Source organism: Variovorax sp. J2P1-31 (assembly GCF_030317215.1).
Taxonomy (GTDB): Bacteria; Pseudomonadota; Gammaproteobacteria; order Burkholderiales; family Burkholderiaceae_C; genus Variovorax.
Genome location: NZ_JASZYA010000001.1, coordinates 2,332,243 through 2,348,742, shown reverse-complemented (window position 1 = coordinate 2,348,742; position 16,500 = coordinate 2,332,243). Strand labels below are relative to the sequence as shown.

The 16,500-nt window shown below is 70.1% G+C and carries 11 protein-coding genes and 1 pseudogene; 4 read left to right on the top strand and 8 right to left on the bottom strand.

Annotation, left to right across the window (positions count from 1 at the left end):
* Positions 1 to 23: 23 nt before the first annotated feature.
* The 3 genes from QTI20_RS10890 to QTI20_RS10880 form a co-directional block, all read right to left on the bottom strand.
* Positions 24 to 2,444, bottom strand: coding sequence for a DUF6351 family protein (locus QTI20_RS10890; protein ID WP_286547955.1), 2,421 nt, complete (start codon positions 2,442 to 2,444; stop codon positions 24 to 26).
* A gap of 142 nt (positions 2,445 to 2,586) precedes the next feature.
* Entirely contained in the window at positions 2,587 to 3,222 is a 636-nt protein-coding gene (locus QTI20_RS10885) for a response regulator (protein ID WP_286547957.1), read from the bottom strand.
* Positions 3,219 to 4,304 carry a PAS domain-containing sensor histidine kinase gene (locus tag QTI20_RS10880; protein ID WP_286547959.1) on the bottom strand — a complete coding sequence of 362 codons (1,086 nt, stop codon included), beginning with the start codon at positions 4,302 to 4,304 and terminating at the stop codon, positions 3,219 to 3,221. Before QTI20_RS10880 ends, QTI20_RS10885 begins: the two co-directional genes overlap by 4 nt.
* 205 nt (positions 4,305 to 4,509) lie before the next feature.
* Here QTI20_RS10880 and QTI20_RS10875 point away from each other — a divergent pair, with 205 nt between their 5' ends.
* Positions 4,510 to 6,780, top strand: a complete 2,271-nt coding sequence (locus QTI20_RS10875) for a DUF6351 family protein (RefSeq protein WP_286547960.1) — start codon at positions 4,510 to 4,512, stop codon at positions 6,778 to 6,780.
* Here the strand turns inward: QTI20_RS10875 and QTI20_RS10870 are convergent.
* From QTI20_RS10870 to QTI20_RS10860, 3 genes and pseudogenes are all read right to left on the bottom strand, one after another.
* Positions 6,774 to 9,587 carry a nitrate reductase gene (locus QTI20_RS10870; RefSeq protein WP_286547961.1) on the bottom strand — a complete coding sequence of 938 codons (2,814 nt, stop codon included), beginning with the start codon at positions 9,585 to 9,587 and terminating at the stop codon, positions 6,774 to 6,776. The two genes, QTI20_RS10875 and QTI20_RS10870, sit on opposite strands and share 7 nt — an antisense overlap.
* Before the next feature lie 290 nt (positions 9,588 to 9,877).
* Positions 9,878 to 11,098: pseudogene (locus QTI20_RS10865) on the bottom strand (NAD(P)/FAD-dependent oxidoreductase); the annotation flags it as partial.
* A gap of 239 nt (positions 11,099 to 11,337) precedes the next feature.
* Complete coding sequence (locus QTI20_RS10860) at positions 11,338 to 12,309, bottom strand: LysR family transcriptional regulator (RefSeq protein WP_286547962.1); 972 nt, start codon at positions 12,307 to 12,309, stop codon at positions 11,338 to 11,340.
* Between the two features lie 67 nt (positions 12,310 to 12,376).
* Here QTI20_RS10860 and QTI20_RS10855 point away from each other — a divergent pair, with 67 nt between their 5' ends.
* The 3 genes from QTI20_RS10855 to QTI20_RS10845 all read left to right on the top strand — a co-directional run bounded on the left by QTI20_RS10855 (position 12,377) and on the right by QTI20_RS10845 (position 14,757).
* Positions 12,377 to 13,054 carry an RraA family protein gene (locus QTI20_RS10855; RefSeq protein ID WP_286547963.1) on the top strand — a complete coding sequence of 226 codons (678 nt, stop codon included), beginning with the start codon at positions 12,377 to 12,379 and terminating at the stop codon, positions 13,052 to 13,054.
* 63 nt (positions 13,055 to 13,117) lie between these two features.
* Complete coding sequence (locus QTI20_RS10850; protein WP_286547964.1) at positions 13,118 to 14,101, top strand: Bug family tripartite tricarboxylate transporter substrate binding protein; 984 nt, start codon at positions 13,118 to 13,120, stop codon at positions 14,099 to 14,101.
* Positions 14,102 to 14,109: 8 nt separating this feature from the next.
* Positions 14,110 to 14,757, top strand: coding sequence for a 4-carboxy-4-hydroxy-2-oxoadipate aldolase/oxaloacetate decarboxylase (locus tag QTI20_RS10845; RefSeq protein ID WP_503011344.1), 648 nt, complete (start codon positions 14,110 to 14,112; stop codon positions 14,755 to 14,757).
* A gap of 17 nt (positions 14,758 to 14,774) precedes the next feature.
* Here QTI20_RS10845 and QTI20_RS10840 read toward each other — a convergent pair whose 3' ends face one another.
* On the bottom strand, positions 14,775 to 15,587 hold the full coding sequence (locus QTI20_RS10840) for an ABC transporter ATP-binding protein (protein WP_286547966.1): 813 nt from the start codon (positions 15,585 to 15,587) through the stop codon (positions 14,775 to 14,777).
* Positions 15,584 to 16,495, bottom strand: coding sequence for a nitrate ABC transporter permease (ntrB, locus tag QTI20_RS10835; protein WP_286547967.1), 912 nt, complete (start codon positions 16,493 to 16,495; stop codon positions 15,584 to 15,586). Before ntrB ends, QTI20_RS10840 begins: the two co-directional genes overlap by 4 nt.
* Between the last annotated feature and the right edge of the window lie 5 nt (positions 16,496 to 16,500).

Sequence of the window (16,500 nt, the reverse complement as noted above, 5' to 3'; positions counted from 1 at the left end):
CTCGAGAAGGTTTCAGCCCGCGTTCAGGAGGGCGCGCCCTGGTCCGGCCGGCTGAAGTCGCAGACACCTTCGGGGAAGGTGGCCTGCAGCTTGCGGATCTCGGCGGCGTTGGGCTTCCAGGACCCGTAGGTGCCGTCGCTGAGCGCGGTGTCCACCGACTTGAGTGCGCACTTGAAGCTGCCGCCTTCGATCGGCCCGCCCGCGACGATGCGCGAGGTGCCGTACATCGGGAAGGCCTGGGTGCAGGCGCCGGGTGGCTGCTTGTCGAGCACGCCGCCCCAGACGCTTGCGCCCTTGGCCATCAGCGCGCCGTCCTTGTCGAAGCAGCTGTCGACCGCGCGCTCGGGGCGGTTGTCCGCCACGGTGCGCTTCGGGTTGGCGCGGATCTTCGTCATCCACTCGTCGATCACTTCGAAGGCCATCGGCGTCTGGTCGAACTCCGTGGCCGCGTTGCGTGTCTCGGTGAACCAGATGGCCTGATGGTCGGCATTGCCCATCTTCTGGCGGATGCGCTGGCGGATCGCGAAGGACTGGTGCACGTTGTGCATGTTCAGCTTGTGCTCCAGGTAGGGATGCCAGTCGATGGTCGGGATGTCGGTCTGGCCGGTGAAGACCAGGCCCGAGCGCTGCATCGCCTTGAGCGCGTCCAGGTCGCCGTGGGTGCGCGGCGCGGGCACGTCGGGCGTGGCGGCGTTCCACCGGTTCATGTTGCGGCTGCCCCAGGGGTCGAAGTAGCTGGCGTCGCTCATGACCTTCTGCAGTTCCTGCGTGCCCGTGCCCCGGTAGGGGAAGCCCTCCGGCACCATCTCGCTCATGCGCTTCCAGCCGCCGACCTTGAAGTTGAGGTCGAGGAACTCGGCCGGCGTGATCTTGCCGTCCTTCATCGACTGCAGGCCGTACTGCACGCCCACGTTGTCCCAGGTCGAGCGGGGGTAGCCGTCGGCGCCGATGCCGTAGATGTTGCGCACGTCGTCGAAGTGGCTGAAGGGAATGTCGCCGAAGGCCGCCATGTTCATGCGCGCGCCGCCCTTGGTCAGGATGTCGTCGGCGTCGAACCTGGGGTTCATCGCGCCGGCGGTCAGGCCTTGCCAGGCCTTGCGGCATTCGGTCGAGCCGGTGGCCATGCGGACGTTGGGCAGATAGGCTTGCAGGCCGAAGTAGGGGTTCTTGACGCTCTCCTCGGCGTTCAGGCCGACCAGCCAGGTGCGGTTCTTGATGTCGCTGGTCCATTTGCCATTGGCGCGGTCCGTGACGTCCATGTAGTACTCGAGCAGCTCGCAGTCGCCCACGTGCGGGATCTGGCCCACCATGTCGGGATAGGGCTGCACCGCGATGGCCGCGTCGATCAGGCCCGGGTGGTTCTGCGGATAGAGGTACTGCTGGATGCCGCCGCCCGAGGCGCCCAGGCCCACGGTGTAGCTGGGCACGCCGTAGCGCTTGACGAAACCTTCCTTGGTCATCAGCGCGGTCTCGCCGCCGAGGATCATGTCGTAGTGCTCGCCGGTGCGGTTGCCGGTGGAGTAGGCGATGGCGTAGCCCTTGCCGATGGCGTCGACCAGGCCGGCGCGCTTGTCGGGGCCGCCCTGGTAGTGGCCGAAGCCCACGCCGCCCTGGAAGTGGTAGACCAGCTTCCTGTTCCACAGCCCGGTGTCGGGCTTCGTCGGGTCCTCGCCGAAGGGCGCGAGCATCACGTACTGGTAGATGAAGCGGTTGATGGTGCCGCGTTCCCAGCGCACGATGAAGTCGACCGTGCGGCCGTCGGTCAGCGTGGTCTTGGCGATGTTGGCCGGACGCGAGCCGTCGGTCGGCAGCGGCAGGTAGTGGCTGTGCGTGGTGCCGCCCACCGGCATGTAGTAGTACTGCACATAGGAATCGATCGAGCAGTGCTGGCTGTAGCCGATGGTGGCGCCGCCCGCGTCCTTGACCGCGTAGTACTTGGGATCGGTGGTGTCGACCAGCGGTTCCTTGCCGAGCTCGGTGGTCACCGTGCAGACGAAGGGCTCCTGCTTGGGGCCGGCGAACATCGGGCCGGTGATCGGGTGGTTGGTGAGCGTCAGCGTGTCGAGCTTGCCGCGCGTCTTGTGGCGCACCGTCAGGGTATTGGCGCCGCGCTTGAGGCCGCTGACCACCCCCTCGAGCCGGTCGGCGCTCGCGTCCAGCGCGGGGCTGATCTGCTTGTCGTTGAGCCACAGCTCGAGCTGGCCCTGGTCGGCCTTCGGTGCCAGCACCGCGATGCGCGCGTCGCCGCCCGACACCTGCTCGGGTTGGCTCGACAGCACCTTCAGCGAGATCGTCGATTCTGCGGGCGGTGTGGTGATGGGGGGCGTCGTCGTCGGTGGCGTCACGGCGGTGCCGCCGCCGTTGTTGCCGTTGTCACTGCCGCCGCAGGCAGCGATCACGATCGCGCCCGCCGTACAGGCCGCGACCTGCTTCCAAGAACTCATGTCTGTCTCCTCGATTGTTGTGCTGACAGGGCGCGGCCTTCGGGCGCGCGACCCGCAGTCATGCTAGGGAGGAGGGGTCCACGCCACAAGTCAGACACCCGGGCATCGGCTGTCAGATATCGATGACGCGCAGGAGGCCGGTTCAGTCCACCAGCCGGTGGTGCACCGCGTACTGCACCAGTTGCGCGTTCGAGCCCAGCGCCATCTTCTCGAGCAGGCGCCGGCGGTAGGTGCTGACCGTCTTGACGTTGATCGCGAGCCGTTCGGCGATGGCCGTGAGCGACTCGCCGCCCACGATCATGCGCAGGATCTCCGACTCGCGCGACGAGAGCCGCTCGTGCGGCCGCGGATCGGGTGCCAGGCCCTGCGCGGTGTCCATCAGCGCGCGCGTGATCGAGGGCGCGACGAACTGCCGGCCCCGGCTCACGATGCGGATGGCGGCGATCAGGTCGACCGCCTCCATGTCCTTGGCCACGTAGCCGTGCGCGCCGTTGCGCAGCGCGCGCACCGCGTACTGCGGCTCGGAGTACATGCTGAGCATGATGATGCGCAGCGACTTGAAGCGCTCGAGGATCGGCGCGATCAGGTCGAGCCCGCTGCAGCCGGGCATGTTGATGTCCAGCAGCAGCACGTCGATGGGCTGGGCCTCGAGGCAGGCCATGCCGCCATGCCAGTCGCCCGCTTCGGCGATGGCGCTGATCTCGGGCGCGTCCTGCAGCACCTTGCGCAGGCCCGCGCGGAACATCGCATGGTCGTCGATGATGAGCAGCCGGGTCATGCGCGCACCAGGGGGTTCGAAACGATGGGCGCATGCAGCGTCACGCGGGTGCCGGTGTTCGGCGCCGAATCGATGGTCAGCGTGCCACCGAGTTCGTAGGCGCGCTCGCGCATCGAGATCAGGCCCAGCGACTGGCGCATCGACGCCAGGTCGGGCGCGTCGACGTCGAAGCCCTCGCCGTCGTCCTCGATCTCCAGCCAGAAATCGCGGCTGTCGCGCCGGAAGCGGATCACCACGCCGCTCGCGTGTGCATGCCGCGCCACGTTGGTCAGCGCCTCCTGGAAGATGCGGAACACCCCGATCGAACGCCAGCGCGGCAGGTCGATGTCGAACTCGGGCGGCTGCAGGCTCACGCGCAGTTCGGAGCGCTCGCGGAAGCGCTTCACATGGCTGGCGATGGCCGCGCCCAGGCCCAGGTGGTCGAGCGCCTGCGGCCGCATCGATTCCGACAGCTCGCGCACGTTGTCGATGGCCTCGACCAGCAGTGCGTTGAGGTCGGCCGCGATGCCGCGGATCGCGGTCGAGCGCGAACGGCGCGCGATCCGGCCCACGTCGAGCTTCATCGAGGTCAGCAGGCCGCCCAGCACGTCGTGCACCTCGCGTGCGTACTCGGCGCGCTGCTGCTCGCGCATGGTGTTGAGGCGCGAGGCCAGCTCGCGGTACTCGTAGCGCGATTCGAGCAGTTCGGCGTCGCGCTTGATCTGCTCGGTCACGTTGACGCCCACGCCCACCACCGCCGGCCGGCCGCGGAACTGCATCGACTGGCCGTGCACGTCGATGTGGACCACGCTGCCGTCGCGGTGCAGGCCGTGGGTGACGAAGTGCATGCTGCGCACCTCGCCCGAGATGCGGCGCCGGTAGCGGTCCATCACCTCGCCCACGTAGTAGACGGGCACGCAGTCGCGCAGCGGCTTGCCCACCACCTCGTCGGTGGAGTAGCCGGCCATGCCCGAGAAGGTGGCGTTGGTGTACTGGAAGTGCTCGTCCTGCAGGATGTAGATGCCTGCGACCGACTGTTCCACGATGCCGCGGAACGGGACGGACTGCACGTCGAAGGGCGGGGTGTTGGTGTCTTGTCTCATCTCTCTTCTTCGGCCCGTCTGGGATGCGTCTGCGCGCACGGGCTGCTGCCAACGTGGGAATTATGACGATCCGATGACGGCGGCGGGGGCTGAAACGACGCCCCGGCATCCGTGTTTCCCCGAGGCGCGCCACCCGCTTATCTGACAGAAAAGCGCGCGGCTTTTGCCTAGAGTCGCGCCTTTGTCCATCGGCCGGAGACCTCCCATGACACCCTGTTCGCCACCCTCCAGACGCCTGCTGCGGCCGCTGGCCCTGAGCCTGGCGGCGCTGCTGCTCGTGAGCTGCGGCGGCGGCAGCGGCAACAGCGCCGGGCCCGACGTCGTGGCGCCCGGCGGCAACGGCAACGGCGGCGACCCCGGGACGCCGCCCGTGGTGGCAGCCTTGACGCTGAGCAGCCTGTCGAGCCGCGCCGACATGGTGACCGGCGGCGACGCGCTGGTGCAGGTCGCGCTGCCCGCGGGCGTGGCCGCGGCCGACGTGCGCGTGACGCGCAACGGCGAGGACGTCAGCGCGGCCTTCAGCGCGCAGGCCGACGGGCGCTCGCTGCGCGGCCTGGTGGCGGGCCTGGCGCAGGGCGAGAACACGCTCGCGGCGAGCGCGGGCGACAAGGCCGCCGGCAAGCTGGTGCTGACCAACCACCCGATCACCGGGCCGGTGTTCTCGGGCGCGCACCTGCAGCCCTTCGAATGCCGCACGGTCGAGTCCGCGCTGGGTAGCCCGCAGGACGCGGACTGCTCCGTCGCCACGCGCTACGACTGGTTCTACTTCGATGCCGCCGGCAACCGCAAGCCGCTGGCCGATCCGCTCGGTCCGCGCCCCGTCGACCTCGCCACCACCACCACGCAGGACGGCCGGACCGTGCCCTTCATCGTGCGCGTCGAGTCGGGCACGATCAACCGCTCGATCTACCGCATCGGCGTGCTCGACGATCCCGTCGAGGCCGATCGCTGGAACCCGGCCGGCTGGAACGGGCGCATCGTGTTCCGCTTCGGCGAATCGACCGCCGCGCAGTACAACCAGGGATCGAACAGCCTGAGCGAGGTGTTCAAGGCCGACACGACCGACCGGCAGAGCCTCTACGCGCTGGGCAAGGGCTACGCCTACGTGCTGTCCACGCTCAACATCAACAAGGTCAATGTCAACGATGTGCTGGCGGCCGAGACCGCGATGATGCTGCGCGAGCACATCGCCAAGCGCTACGGCCTGCCGCGCTGGATGGTGGGCATGGGCGGCTCGGGCGGCGCGATCCAGCAGCTGCTGATCGCGCAGAACTACCCGGGCATCCTCGACGGCCTGATGCCCGATGCGGCCTTCCCCGATGTCTTCAGCACCGCGCTGGCGGTCTCGGACTGCCGCCTGCTCCACACCTACTTCACCAACCCCGCGAGCCCGGGCTATCCCTTCAGCGACGCCAAGCGCAAGGCCGTCGAAGGGCACCTCAAGAACACCTGCGCGAACTGGAGCGCGGGCAACGGCGACGCGGTGCTGGCCACCAGCGGCTCGGTCACGCCGGCCTGCGGCCTGATCGATTCGACCCGGGTCTACCACCCCGTGACCAACCGCAACGGCGCGCGCTGCACCGTGTACGACATCAACGCCAAGTCGCTGGGTGTCGACCCGGCCACCGGCATCGCGCGCCGGCCGCTCGACAACGTGGGCGTGGCCTACGGGCTGGAGGCGCTCCGGAAGGGCCAGCTCTCGGTCACCGAATTCCTCGATCTCAACGAGAAGGTCGGCGGCTTCGACGCCGATGGCAATCTCTCGACGCAGCGCACCGTGGCCGATGCCGAGGGGCTGGCGCGGGCCTACACGCTGGGCCGCATCGGCAGCGGCGGCGGCGGGCTGGCCACCGTGCCGATGCTGGGGCTGCACCCTTATGCCGAACCGGGCGCCGACATCCACACCATCTACAACGACCTCAAGATCCGCGCGCAGCTGCAGCAGGCCAACGGCCGTTCGGACAACCAGGTGATCTGGCTGTTCCCGAACCCGCAGCTCGCCGCGCTGATCAGCCTGCCGGGCCAGGTCGCGCCGCTGACCGCGCTGCTGCGCGACACGCTGTTCGCGCGGCTGGACCTGATGGCCCAGTGGCTCGATGCCATCACCGGCGACGCCGCGCCGCTCACCGCCGACAAGGTGGCGCGGCTCAAGCCGGCCGATGCGGTCGATGCCTGCTGGGACGTGCGCAACAGCGCGCGCATCAACGAGACCGCGACCTACGACAGCGCCGGGACCTGCAACACGCTCTACCCCAAGACCCCGGCGCCGCGCATGGTGGCGGGCGGGCCGCTGGCGGACAACGTGGTCAAGTGCCAGCGCAAGCCGCTGCGCGACGAGGACTTCCTCATGGCGCCGGCGGTGTTCAGCCCGGCCGAGAAGCTGCGGCTGGAAGCGATCTTCCCCGACGGGGTCTGCGATTTCTCCAAGCCCGGCGTCGGCCAGGCGGCGTTGAAGGGAACCTGGCTGCGCTACTGAGCGGCCTGGGCGGGCGCAGCGGTCGGCAGGTGGAGCCGCACCATGCGGCGCAGCTCGGGCACGCAGGAGCCGCACTGCGTACCGCACTTCAGCGTGGCCTGCAGATGGGCCAGCCGTGCGTCGGCATGGCCCTCGCAGCGTGAGAGCTCGGCGCGGATCGCCTGGTCGCTCACGTCCAGGCAGTTGCACACCGGCTTGCCGCGCGAGGCCAGTGCCATCGGCGGCGAGGCACCGGGCGACAGCAGCGCGCGGCCGTAGTGCTGCGCGACCAGTTCCTCGCGCAGCAGCGTGCCGAGCCAGGCGCCGGCGCGCGTGTCGCCGCCCAGCAGGAAGGCTTCCAGGCCGGCCGTGCCATCGGCCCGGGGCAGGAGCCGTGCGGCACGGCGCTGGCCGCGCCGGCGGTCGAGGTAGCGCAGCGTGCGCGGGTCCTGCAGGCCCATCAGCGTTTCGATCCGGTCGAGCAGCGCATCGTCCGGCGCGTGCGCGGCCGCCGCGCGGAACAGCAGGCCGCTGCGCGCCGTGCCCGCGCCGAAGGGCACGCAGCTCGCGAAGCCGAACTTCGCCATCAAGGGCATGAGCGCACGGCGCGTCGACAAGGCGGTGTCGTTCGGCAGCCAGGCCATGGCCAGCATCGACCACGGCAGCTCGGCCCGGTCGATGCGCACGGCCGCGTGCTTGAGCTCGGGCTGCTTCGAATCGGGGCAGAAGGCCGGGTTGCTGAGCGCATTCACGCCGGCCAGGCGGCGGCCCTGGTCGTCGTGCCCGCTCAGCGCTTCCTCGCCCCAGTGCATCGCGATGAAGCTCTGGCCGGGGCCGATGTCGGTGCTGGCCTGCGCGGGCAGCACGATGGCGCCGCGCCGGGACGCGACCCGCACCAGCTCGCCGTCGCCGATGTGGCGGTGCGCCATGTCCTGGGGATGCATCTGCACCGCGGGTTCGGGTGCATGGCCGTACAGCCGCCCCAGGGTGCCGGTGCGGCTCATGCCGTGCCACTGGTCGCGCAGCCGCCCGGTGTTGAGCGAGAAGGGGAAGGCCGCATCGGGGGCTTCGGCGACCGGCCGGTAGGCCGCGTCGAAGAAGCGGGCGCGGCCGTCGGGCGTGGCGAACACGCCGTCTTCGTAGAGGCGCGCGCGGCCGGCAGCGCGGCCTTCCGGCAGCGGCCATTGCTGCGGGCCGTCGGCATCGAGCAGCGCCCAGCTCAGGCCGGTGATGTCGAGGTCGCGGCTGCGCGTGCTCTCGCGGTGTTCGTTCCAGATCGCCTCGGCGCCGGCGGCGCTGTCGAGCGCATAGGGGAACAGGGTGCGGGCGCTGCGCGCCGGCAGCCGGGCCTCGAGCCGCCGTGCGAAGTCGGCCGCGGCCGACCAGTCGTGCCGCGTCGCGCCGGGAGCCGGCACGGCCGGGCGCACGCGCGAAATGCGGCGCTCGCTGTTGGTCACGGTGCCGACCTTCTCGCCCCAGGTGGTGGCGGGCAGCAGCAGGTCGGCGAAGGCGCAGGTCGCGGTGGTGGCGAAGGCTTCCTGCACCACCACGAACGCGCAGCGCTCGAGCGCGCGCCGCACCGTGGCCTGGTCGGGCATCGACTGCGCGGGGTTGGTGCAGGCGATCCACAGCGCGCGGATCTCGCCGTCGGCCGCGGCTTCGAACATCTCGACCGCCGTCTTGCCGGGCATGGCCGGCACGTCCGGCACGCCCCACAGCGCCGCCACCTCGGCGCGGTGCGCGGGGTTCGCCAGATCGCGGTGCGCGCCCAGCAGGTTGGCCATGCCGCCGACCTCGCGGCCGCCCATCGCATTGGGCTGGCCGGTGAGCGAGAAGGGCCCGGCGCCGGGCCGGCCGATCTGCGCCGTGGCCAGGTGCAGGTTGATCAGCGACGCGTTCTTGGCCGTGCCCGCGGACGACTGATTGAGGCCCTGGCAGTAGAGGCTCAGCGTTGCGGCCGAGGTGGCGAACAGGCGCGCGGTCTCGTGCAGGTCCTTGGGGTCGATGCCGCAGGTCTGCGCGACGCGCTCGGGCGTGCAGTCGTGCACGGTCTGTGCCAGGGCCTCGAAGCCGCTGGTGTGGGCGGCGATGTAGCCGGGCTGCGTCCAGCCCTCGCGCAGCATCAGGTGCAGCAGGCCATGGAACAGCATCACGTCGGTGCCGGGCCGGATCGCGAGGTGCAGGTCGGCGATCTCGCAGGTGTCGGTGCGGCGCGGATCGACCACCACGATCTTCAGTGCGGGATTGGCGCGCTTCGCGTCCTCGATGCGGCGGAACGCGATCGGGTGGGCCCAGGCCGTGTTGCTGCCCACGATGAACAGGCACTGCGCCGCGTCGAAGTCCTCGTAGCAGGCGGGCGGCGCGTCGGCGCCCAGCGTCTTCTTGTAGCCCGCGACCGCGCTGCTCATGCACAGGCGCGAGTTGGTGTCGATGTTGTTGGTGCCGATCAGGCCCTTGGCCAGCTTGTTGAAGACGTAGTAGTCCTCGGTCAGCAGCTGGCCCGAGAGGTAGAAGCCGACCGCGTCGGGGCCGTGGTCGTGGATCACCTGCGCGAAGGTGTCGGCGGCCTGCGTCAGCGCGTCGTGCCACGTGATCTTCGCGGGTGCGGCGCCGCGTCCGGCGCGCCGCAGGGGGTGCAGCAGCCGCGCCTGCAGCGTGACCTCGGCGGTCGCGGTGAGGTGCAGCGTCGAGCCCTTGGTGCAGAGCCGCCCGAAGTTGGCCGGATGGTCCGGGTCGCCGCGCACGCCGATGATCTGGGCGCCCTCAGATTCGATGACCACACCACAGCCGACGCCGCAGTAGGGGCAGGTGGATCGGGTTTCAGCCATGGCTTGCGCTTCCTGCGACGTCCGCCCGGCAGGCGATGCGGGCCGGACGACCCCGCTGCGCCGGCCGCTGCGCGGCTTCCCTGCGGTGCTCGCACCAGCGGCCTGTCGCAGAACTCGCTGCGTTCACTTCGTTCACTGCGCTCAAACAGCTGCGACAAGTCAGAGGACGAAGCGCGCTGCGCGCCTCGGCGGCGCCGAGGGGATCACCCGACCCGCACCGCCTGCCGGGCTCCGGGGCTGGGTCACGCCCTTTTCCAGCACGAAAAGAAAGCGCGGCCTCAGCCATGCACTTCCCCAAACATCAACTGGTCCCGGATGCCCTGTACATCGCTCGCCTCGCGCAGCAGCCGCAGGTACCAGCCCCCGTCCGCGGTGTCGCCGTAGAGGCAGGCGCCGACCAGTCTGTCGTCCTTGATCACCAGCTTCTTGTAGACGCCGCCGAGGGGGTCGCTCAGCACGATCGCCTCGGTGCCTTCGCCGCCCATGAAGTCGCCCGCGCTGAACAGTTCGATGCCGGTCACCTTGAGTTGGGTCGAGACGAGCGAGCCCAGGTAGCGGCCGTAGCCCATCCGGGCCAGGTGGTTGGCGGCCACGCGCGCCTGCTCGAACAGCGGCGCGACCAGGCCGTAGGCGATGCCGCGGTGGGCCGCGCATTCGCCCACCGCGTAGATGCGCGCATCGGTCACGGTCTGCAGCGTGTCGGTCACGACGATGCCGCGCTCGCAGTGCAGGCGCGCCGATTCGGCCAACTGCACGTTGGGGCGGATGCCCACGGCCATCACCACCAGGTCGGCGGGGGCCTCGGTGCCGTCCTTGAAGCGCACGGCCGTCACGCGGCCGTCGGCGTCGCCCACGAGTTCCTGCGTGTGGGCGTTGAGCCTGAACCGCAGCCCGCGCGCCTCCAGCGAGCGACGCAGCAGGCCGGCCGCCACCTCGTCGAGCTGGCGGTCCATGAGCCAACCGTGCACATGCACCACCGTCACCTGCATGCCGCGCAGCATCAGGCCGTTGGCGGCCTCCAGCCCCAGCAGGCCGCCGCCGATCACGACCGCGTGCGTGTGGGTCTTCGCGGTGTCGATCATGGCCTGCGTGTCGGCGATGTCGCGGTAGGCGATCACGCCCGCCAGGTCCTTGCCCGGCACCGGCAGCATGAAGGGGTGGGAGCCGGTGCACAGCAGCAGGCGGTCGTATTCGGCTTCGGTGCCGTCGTCGGCGCGCACGATGCGCTTCACGCGGTCGATCGCGACCACCTTGCGGCCCGGGTGCACGGTGATGCCGTTCGCCGCGTACCACGACCAGGGGTTGAGCACGATCTCGTCCAACGTCTGTTCGCCCGCGAGCACCGGCGACAGCATGATGCGGTTGTAGTTGGGATGCGGCTCGGCGCCGAAGACCGTGATGTCGTAGAGCGACGGATCGATCCGGATCAGTTCCTCGAGCGTGCGCACGCCGGCCATGCCGTTGCCGACCAGCACCAGCTTCTGTCTCTTCTGCTTCACGCGCATGTCCATGGTGGATCTCCGTGGCCTGTCCTGGAAACGAAAAAGCGTCCGCACCACCCATGCAGCTTGCGGCTGGAGGGTCATGCGGACGCCTTTGTCCTGTGGATCCCCGCGGCGTCATTGCCGCAGGCGGATCGTCACGGAATATCACGCAAGGCCTGTGCCAGCCAGCGTCCCTGGCAGCGCGCGCCCGGCCGGTCGCCGTGCCTTGCCCTGGTGCGTTCGCGCGCGTGCTTGGTGCGTCCAGCTCAGGGGCGGCGGCGCTTGGCGGGCGGCCGTGCTGCGGGCACGGCGGCGGGCGCGAGGGCGGGGGACGGCGCGAGTCCCAATTGGACCGTGGCCTCCTGCAGCAGCGCGACGAAGGGGTCCACGAACGCATTCCGGCCCACGTCCGGCATGACGGTCACCACGGTCGTGGTGGCGTCCAGGCCTTCGACGGCGTGCAATGCCACGTCCTGGCGGGCGTTCAGCGCGACCGATGCACCGACCAGCGTGACGCCCAGCCCTGCCGCGACCAGCCCCAGCGCGGTGTGGATCTCCATCGCTTCGTGCTGCACGGTCAGCGGCGAGCCCCGCTGTTCGGCCGCGGCCAGCACCTGGGCCGCGTAGCGGGTCTTGGGGTCCCGGGGATAGCTGATGAACGGGTAGCGCGCCAGTTCGGCCAGGGTCAGGGGGGTGCTCGCATCGGCCCGGATGCCGAGGGGCAGGGCCGCGAGCAGGGGCTCCTCGAACAGCGTGCAGGTGCTGAAGCCGGGCGGCGGCGGCACCGGCTCGATGAAGCGGGCGATGCCCAGGTGCACCTTGCCGCTTTCCATCTGGGCGGGCTGGTGTTCGGCCAGCAGCTCCACCATCTCCAGCCGCACATCGGGAAAGGCTTCGCGGAAGCGGCGCACCGCCACCGGCAGCACCGAGAGCATCACCGAGCGGGTGAAGCCCACGCCCAGCCAGCCCTGCCGGGCCGACGCCACGCGGCGGGCGTCGCCTTCGAGGCGGCGTGTCTGGGCCAGCAGCTCCTGCGCGCGCGGCAGCAGGAACTTGCCCAGCGGCGTGAGCCGCATCGGGCGCGTGCTGCGGTCGAACAGCTGCCCGCCCAGGTCCGCCTCGAGTTGGGACACGCTCATGCTGATGGCGGTCGGGGCCACGAAGAGGCGCTGGGCCGCCTGGACGGCGGAGCCGCCCTCGGCCATTTCGCAGAAATACTGAAGCTGGCGTAAGTTCATTTTTATTGAGCATATAGCCAAAATTCGCTGCTTTGTTCTGGATTTATGCCGTTCTAGACTCATCGGCATGCAAGAACACGTCCTCTCCACGCCAGCGTCCATCGACGACGCGGCCCGTTCGCTCACCACCGCCGAAATCTCCGATGCGCTCGATGCGCTGCGGCTCCCGGGCAGCGCCCTGGGCATCCGCCACGTGGCCGGCGCGAAGAAACTGATGGGCCCGGCCTTCACGGTCCGGCTGGTGCCGATCTCGCAGGACGCGCCCGGCACCGTGGGCGACTTCATCGACGACGTGCCCCCGGGCGCGGTGGTCGTGGTGGACAACGGCGGCCGCCCGGACTGCACGGTCTGGGGCGGCATCCTGAGCCAGGTGGCGGCCCGGCGCGGCGTGGGCGGCACCGTCGTCCACGGCGCCTGCCGCGACATCGCCGAAGCCGACGCGGCCGGCTATGCGCTCTACGCCTCGGCCTCCTTCATGCGCACCGGCAAGGACCGGGTGCAGGTGGAGGCGGTCAACGGACCGGTGTCCCTGGGCGACGTGCGCGTGATGCCCGGCGACCTGGTCTGCGGCGATGCCGACGGCGTGGTCGTGGTTCCGGCCTCGCGTGTGGAAGCGGTGCTGGCCAAGGCGCTGCACACGCGGGAACGGGAGCAACGCATCCTGGACGCGGCACTGGACGGCGTGCCCCTGCGGGAGGCGCGCCAGCAGTTCGGCTACCACACGCTGCAGCGGCCCGGCCACTGAATGCGCGCCCGGCCCCGCGGCGCGGGGCGGGCCGATCGACATCCATCCCAGAGACAAAACATCATGACCGTTCGCAAGTTCGCCTTCCGCCTCGCCCACGCCGCCGCGGCGCTCACCCTGGTCGCCAGCGCCCATGCGGCTGGCGCGCCCTTCCCGTGCAAGACCGTCACGCTGGTCTCGCCTTACCCGCCCGGCGGCACCACCGACATCCTGGCCCGCCTCGTCGCGCCCGGCATGGCGACCGCGCTGGGCGCGACCGTGATCGTCGACAACCGGGGCGGCGCCAGCAGCAACATCGGCACCGAGTTCGTGGCCCGCGCGCAGCCCGACGGCTGCACCGCGCTGCTGGGCAACAACACGGGCGTGGTCATCAACCGCAACCTCTACGAGCTGCGCCTGGACCCGGTCAAGGCGCTGGTGGGGGTGGGTGCGGTGGCCTCGGTGCCGCTGCTGCTCTACGTCAACAGCGCGAGCGTGCCGGCCCGGGACCTGGGGGCGCTGGTGAAGCTGGTGAAGGCCGCGCCCGGCAAGTACGCCTATGCATCGGGCGGCGCGGGCAGCCCGCAGCACCTGGCGGGCGAACTGCTCAAGATCGACCGCCAGCTGGACCTGCTGCACGTGCCCTACCGAGGGCAGGGTCCGGCGATGACGGATGTGCTGTCGGGCCAGGTCGCGATGGCCTTCGAGACCACCACGGCGCTGGGGCCGCACCTGTCCGGTGGCCGGGTGCACGTGCTGGCGACCACGGCGGCCAAGCGGGTCGACGGATTGCCCGAGGTGCCGACCATGAAGGAGGCGGGCTTCGAAGACTTCGTGATCGAGAACTGGTACGGCGTGCTGGTGCCGTCGAAGACGCCGGCACCGGTGGTGCAGCGGCTCAACGAGGCGCTGAACCAGGCCCTGCGCGCGCCCGCGGTGGCGAAGAAGCTCAAGGACATGGGCTCGACCGACGTCAGCGGCAGCGTCGAGGCATTCAACGGTTTCATCCAGAAGGAAGTCCCTTACTGGACGACGGTGGTCAAGCGTTCCGGCGCGAAGGTGGATTGAAGATGAACATGAACACGACATGCACGCCGGCCCAGCTCGACGCCTTGCGCCGCCTCGGGGCCGCCACGATCTACGAGGCGCAGGGCGCCAGGGGCGCGCTCGACAGCGGGCTGAAGCCGCTCGATCCGGGCAGCATCCTGGTGGGGCCGGCCTTCACCGTCGACGCCCGGCCGGCCGACAACCTGATCCTGCACCTGGCGGTGCAGAAAGCCCGCCCGGGCGACGTGCTGGTGGTGGACGCCAAGGCCTTCATGGAGGCCGGCCCCTGGGGCGACGTCCTGACGCTGCAGGCCATGCATAAGGGGATTGCAGGCCTGGTCATCAGCGGCTGTGTCCGCGACGCCAGCGCCATCGTCGGCCTTGGCTTTCCGGTCTTCTGCCGCGGCCTGTCGATCAAGGGCACGGGCAAGAACCAGCCGGGTGTGCTGAACGCGCCGCTGGCCATCGGCGGCGGCGTGGTGCACCCGGGCGACATCGTGGTGGGCGACCGCGACGGCCTGGTCGTGGTGCCGCAGGACGAGGTGGCGGCGGCGCTGGAGAACAGCCTGGCGCGCGAGGACAAGGAGCGGGCGCAGCGCCTGGCCATCGAGCGCGGCACCTCGACGATCGAGCTGCTGGGCCTGCAGCCGGCGCTGGACCGACTCGGCCTGCGCTAGCTAGCGGGAAGGGCTCGTCAGGCCGCCTTCTCGACGTGGCCCTGCCGCGTGTAGAGGAAGTCGATCACCGCCTTGCGGCAGTGCACGTAGTCGCGGTCTTCGGCGAGTTCGACGCGGTGGCGCGGGCGCGGCAGATTCACCGGCAGCACCTCGCCGATGGTGGCCGCGGGGCCGTTGGTCATCATCACGATCCGGTCGGCCAGCAGCACCGCCTCGTCGACGTCGTGCGTGACCATCACCACCGTGCTGCGCGTCTTCTGCACGATGGCGAGCAGCTCGTCCTGCAGCCGCGCGCGGGTCAGCGCGTCGAGCGCGCCGAAGGGTTCGTCCATCAGCAGCACCTTGGGTTCCATCGCCAGCGCGCGCGCGATGCCCACGCGCTGCTTCATGCCGCCCGAGATCTCGCCGGGCCGCTTGTGGGTGGCGGGCGTGAGGCCCACCAGCGCCAGCGCGGCCTCGGTGCGGGCCTTGAGTTGGGCCTTCGATTCGGTGGCGGCGAACACCCGCTCCACGCCCAGGAAGATGTTCTCGTAGCAGCTGAGCCAGGGCAGCAGCGAGTGGTTCTGGAACACCACCGCGCGCTCCGGGCCCGGGCCGGTGATCTCCTTGTTGGCGCACAGCAGCGTGCCCTGCGTCGGCCGGGTGAGGCCGGCGATCAGGTTGAGCAGCGTGGACTTGCCGCAGCCCGAGTGGCCGATCAGCGCCACGAACTCGCCCTTGGCCACCGTCAGGTGGATGTCGCGCAGCGCCTGGAAGCTGCCCTTGGCCGTCTTGAAGGTCTGCCCGACGTCGCTGATCTCGATGAAACGGCTGTTCTGCAGTTCGTTCATGACTTCACCTCTTCGAACGTGAACGCGGTGGCGACCTTGATCAGCGCGAACTCGAGCACCAGCCCGACCACGCCGATCACGAAGATCGCGATGATGATGTTGGCGACGTTGAGGTTGTTCCACTCGTCCCACACCCAGAAGCCGATGCCCACGCCGCCGGTCAGCATCTCGGCCGCGACGATCACCAGCCAGGCGGTGCCCACGGCCAGGCGCACGCCGGTCAGCATGTAGGGCAGCACGGCGGGGAACAGGATCCGGGTGAGGATCTTCCATTCGCTGAGGTTCAGCACCCGGGCCACGTTCATGTAGTCGCTGGGCACGCGCTGCACGCCGACCGCGGTGTTGATCACCATCGGCCAGATCGAGCAGATGAAGATGGTCCAGATCGCCGCCGGGTTGGCGCCCTTGAACACCAGCAGGCCGATCGGCAGCCAGGCCAGCGGCGAGACCGGCCGCAGCAGGCTGATCAGCGGGTTGAACATGCGCGCGAGGAATTCGAAACGGCCGATCGCGAAGCCCGCCGGAATGCCCACCAGCGCCGCCAGGCCGAAGCCCAGGGCCACGCGCTGCAGCGACGCCAGCACGTTCCAGCCCACGCCCTGGTCGTTGGGGCCCTTGCTGTAGAAGGGGTCGGCGAAGACCGCCAGCGCCTGCTTGCCCGTCACCAGCGGCGAGGGAAAGCCGGTGCTGCTGTTCATGGCGATCAGCTCCCAGACCAGCAACAGCAGGCCGAAGCCGACCAGCGGCGGCAGCACGCGCATCCAGAAGGCGCGCAGGTCGAGGGGCCTGCGCTGCTTGTTGGCGATGGGCCGCGCAGGTGCGGCGGTTTCGACACGGACCGCGGCTTCGCCCGCACGCGGCAGGGAAGGCGGGGCCTCGAGCGGCGAATGAAAGACGGCACTGACCATGGTGT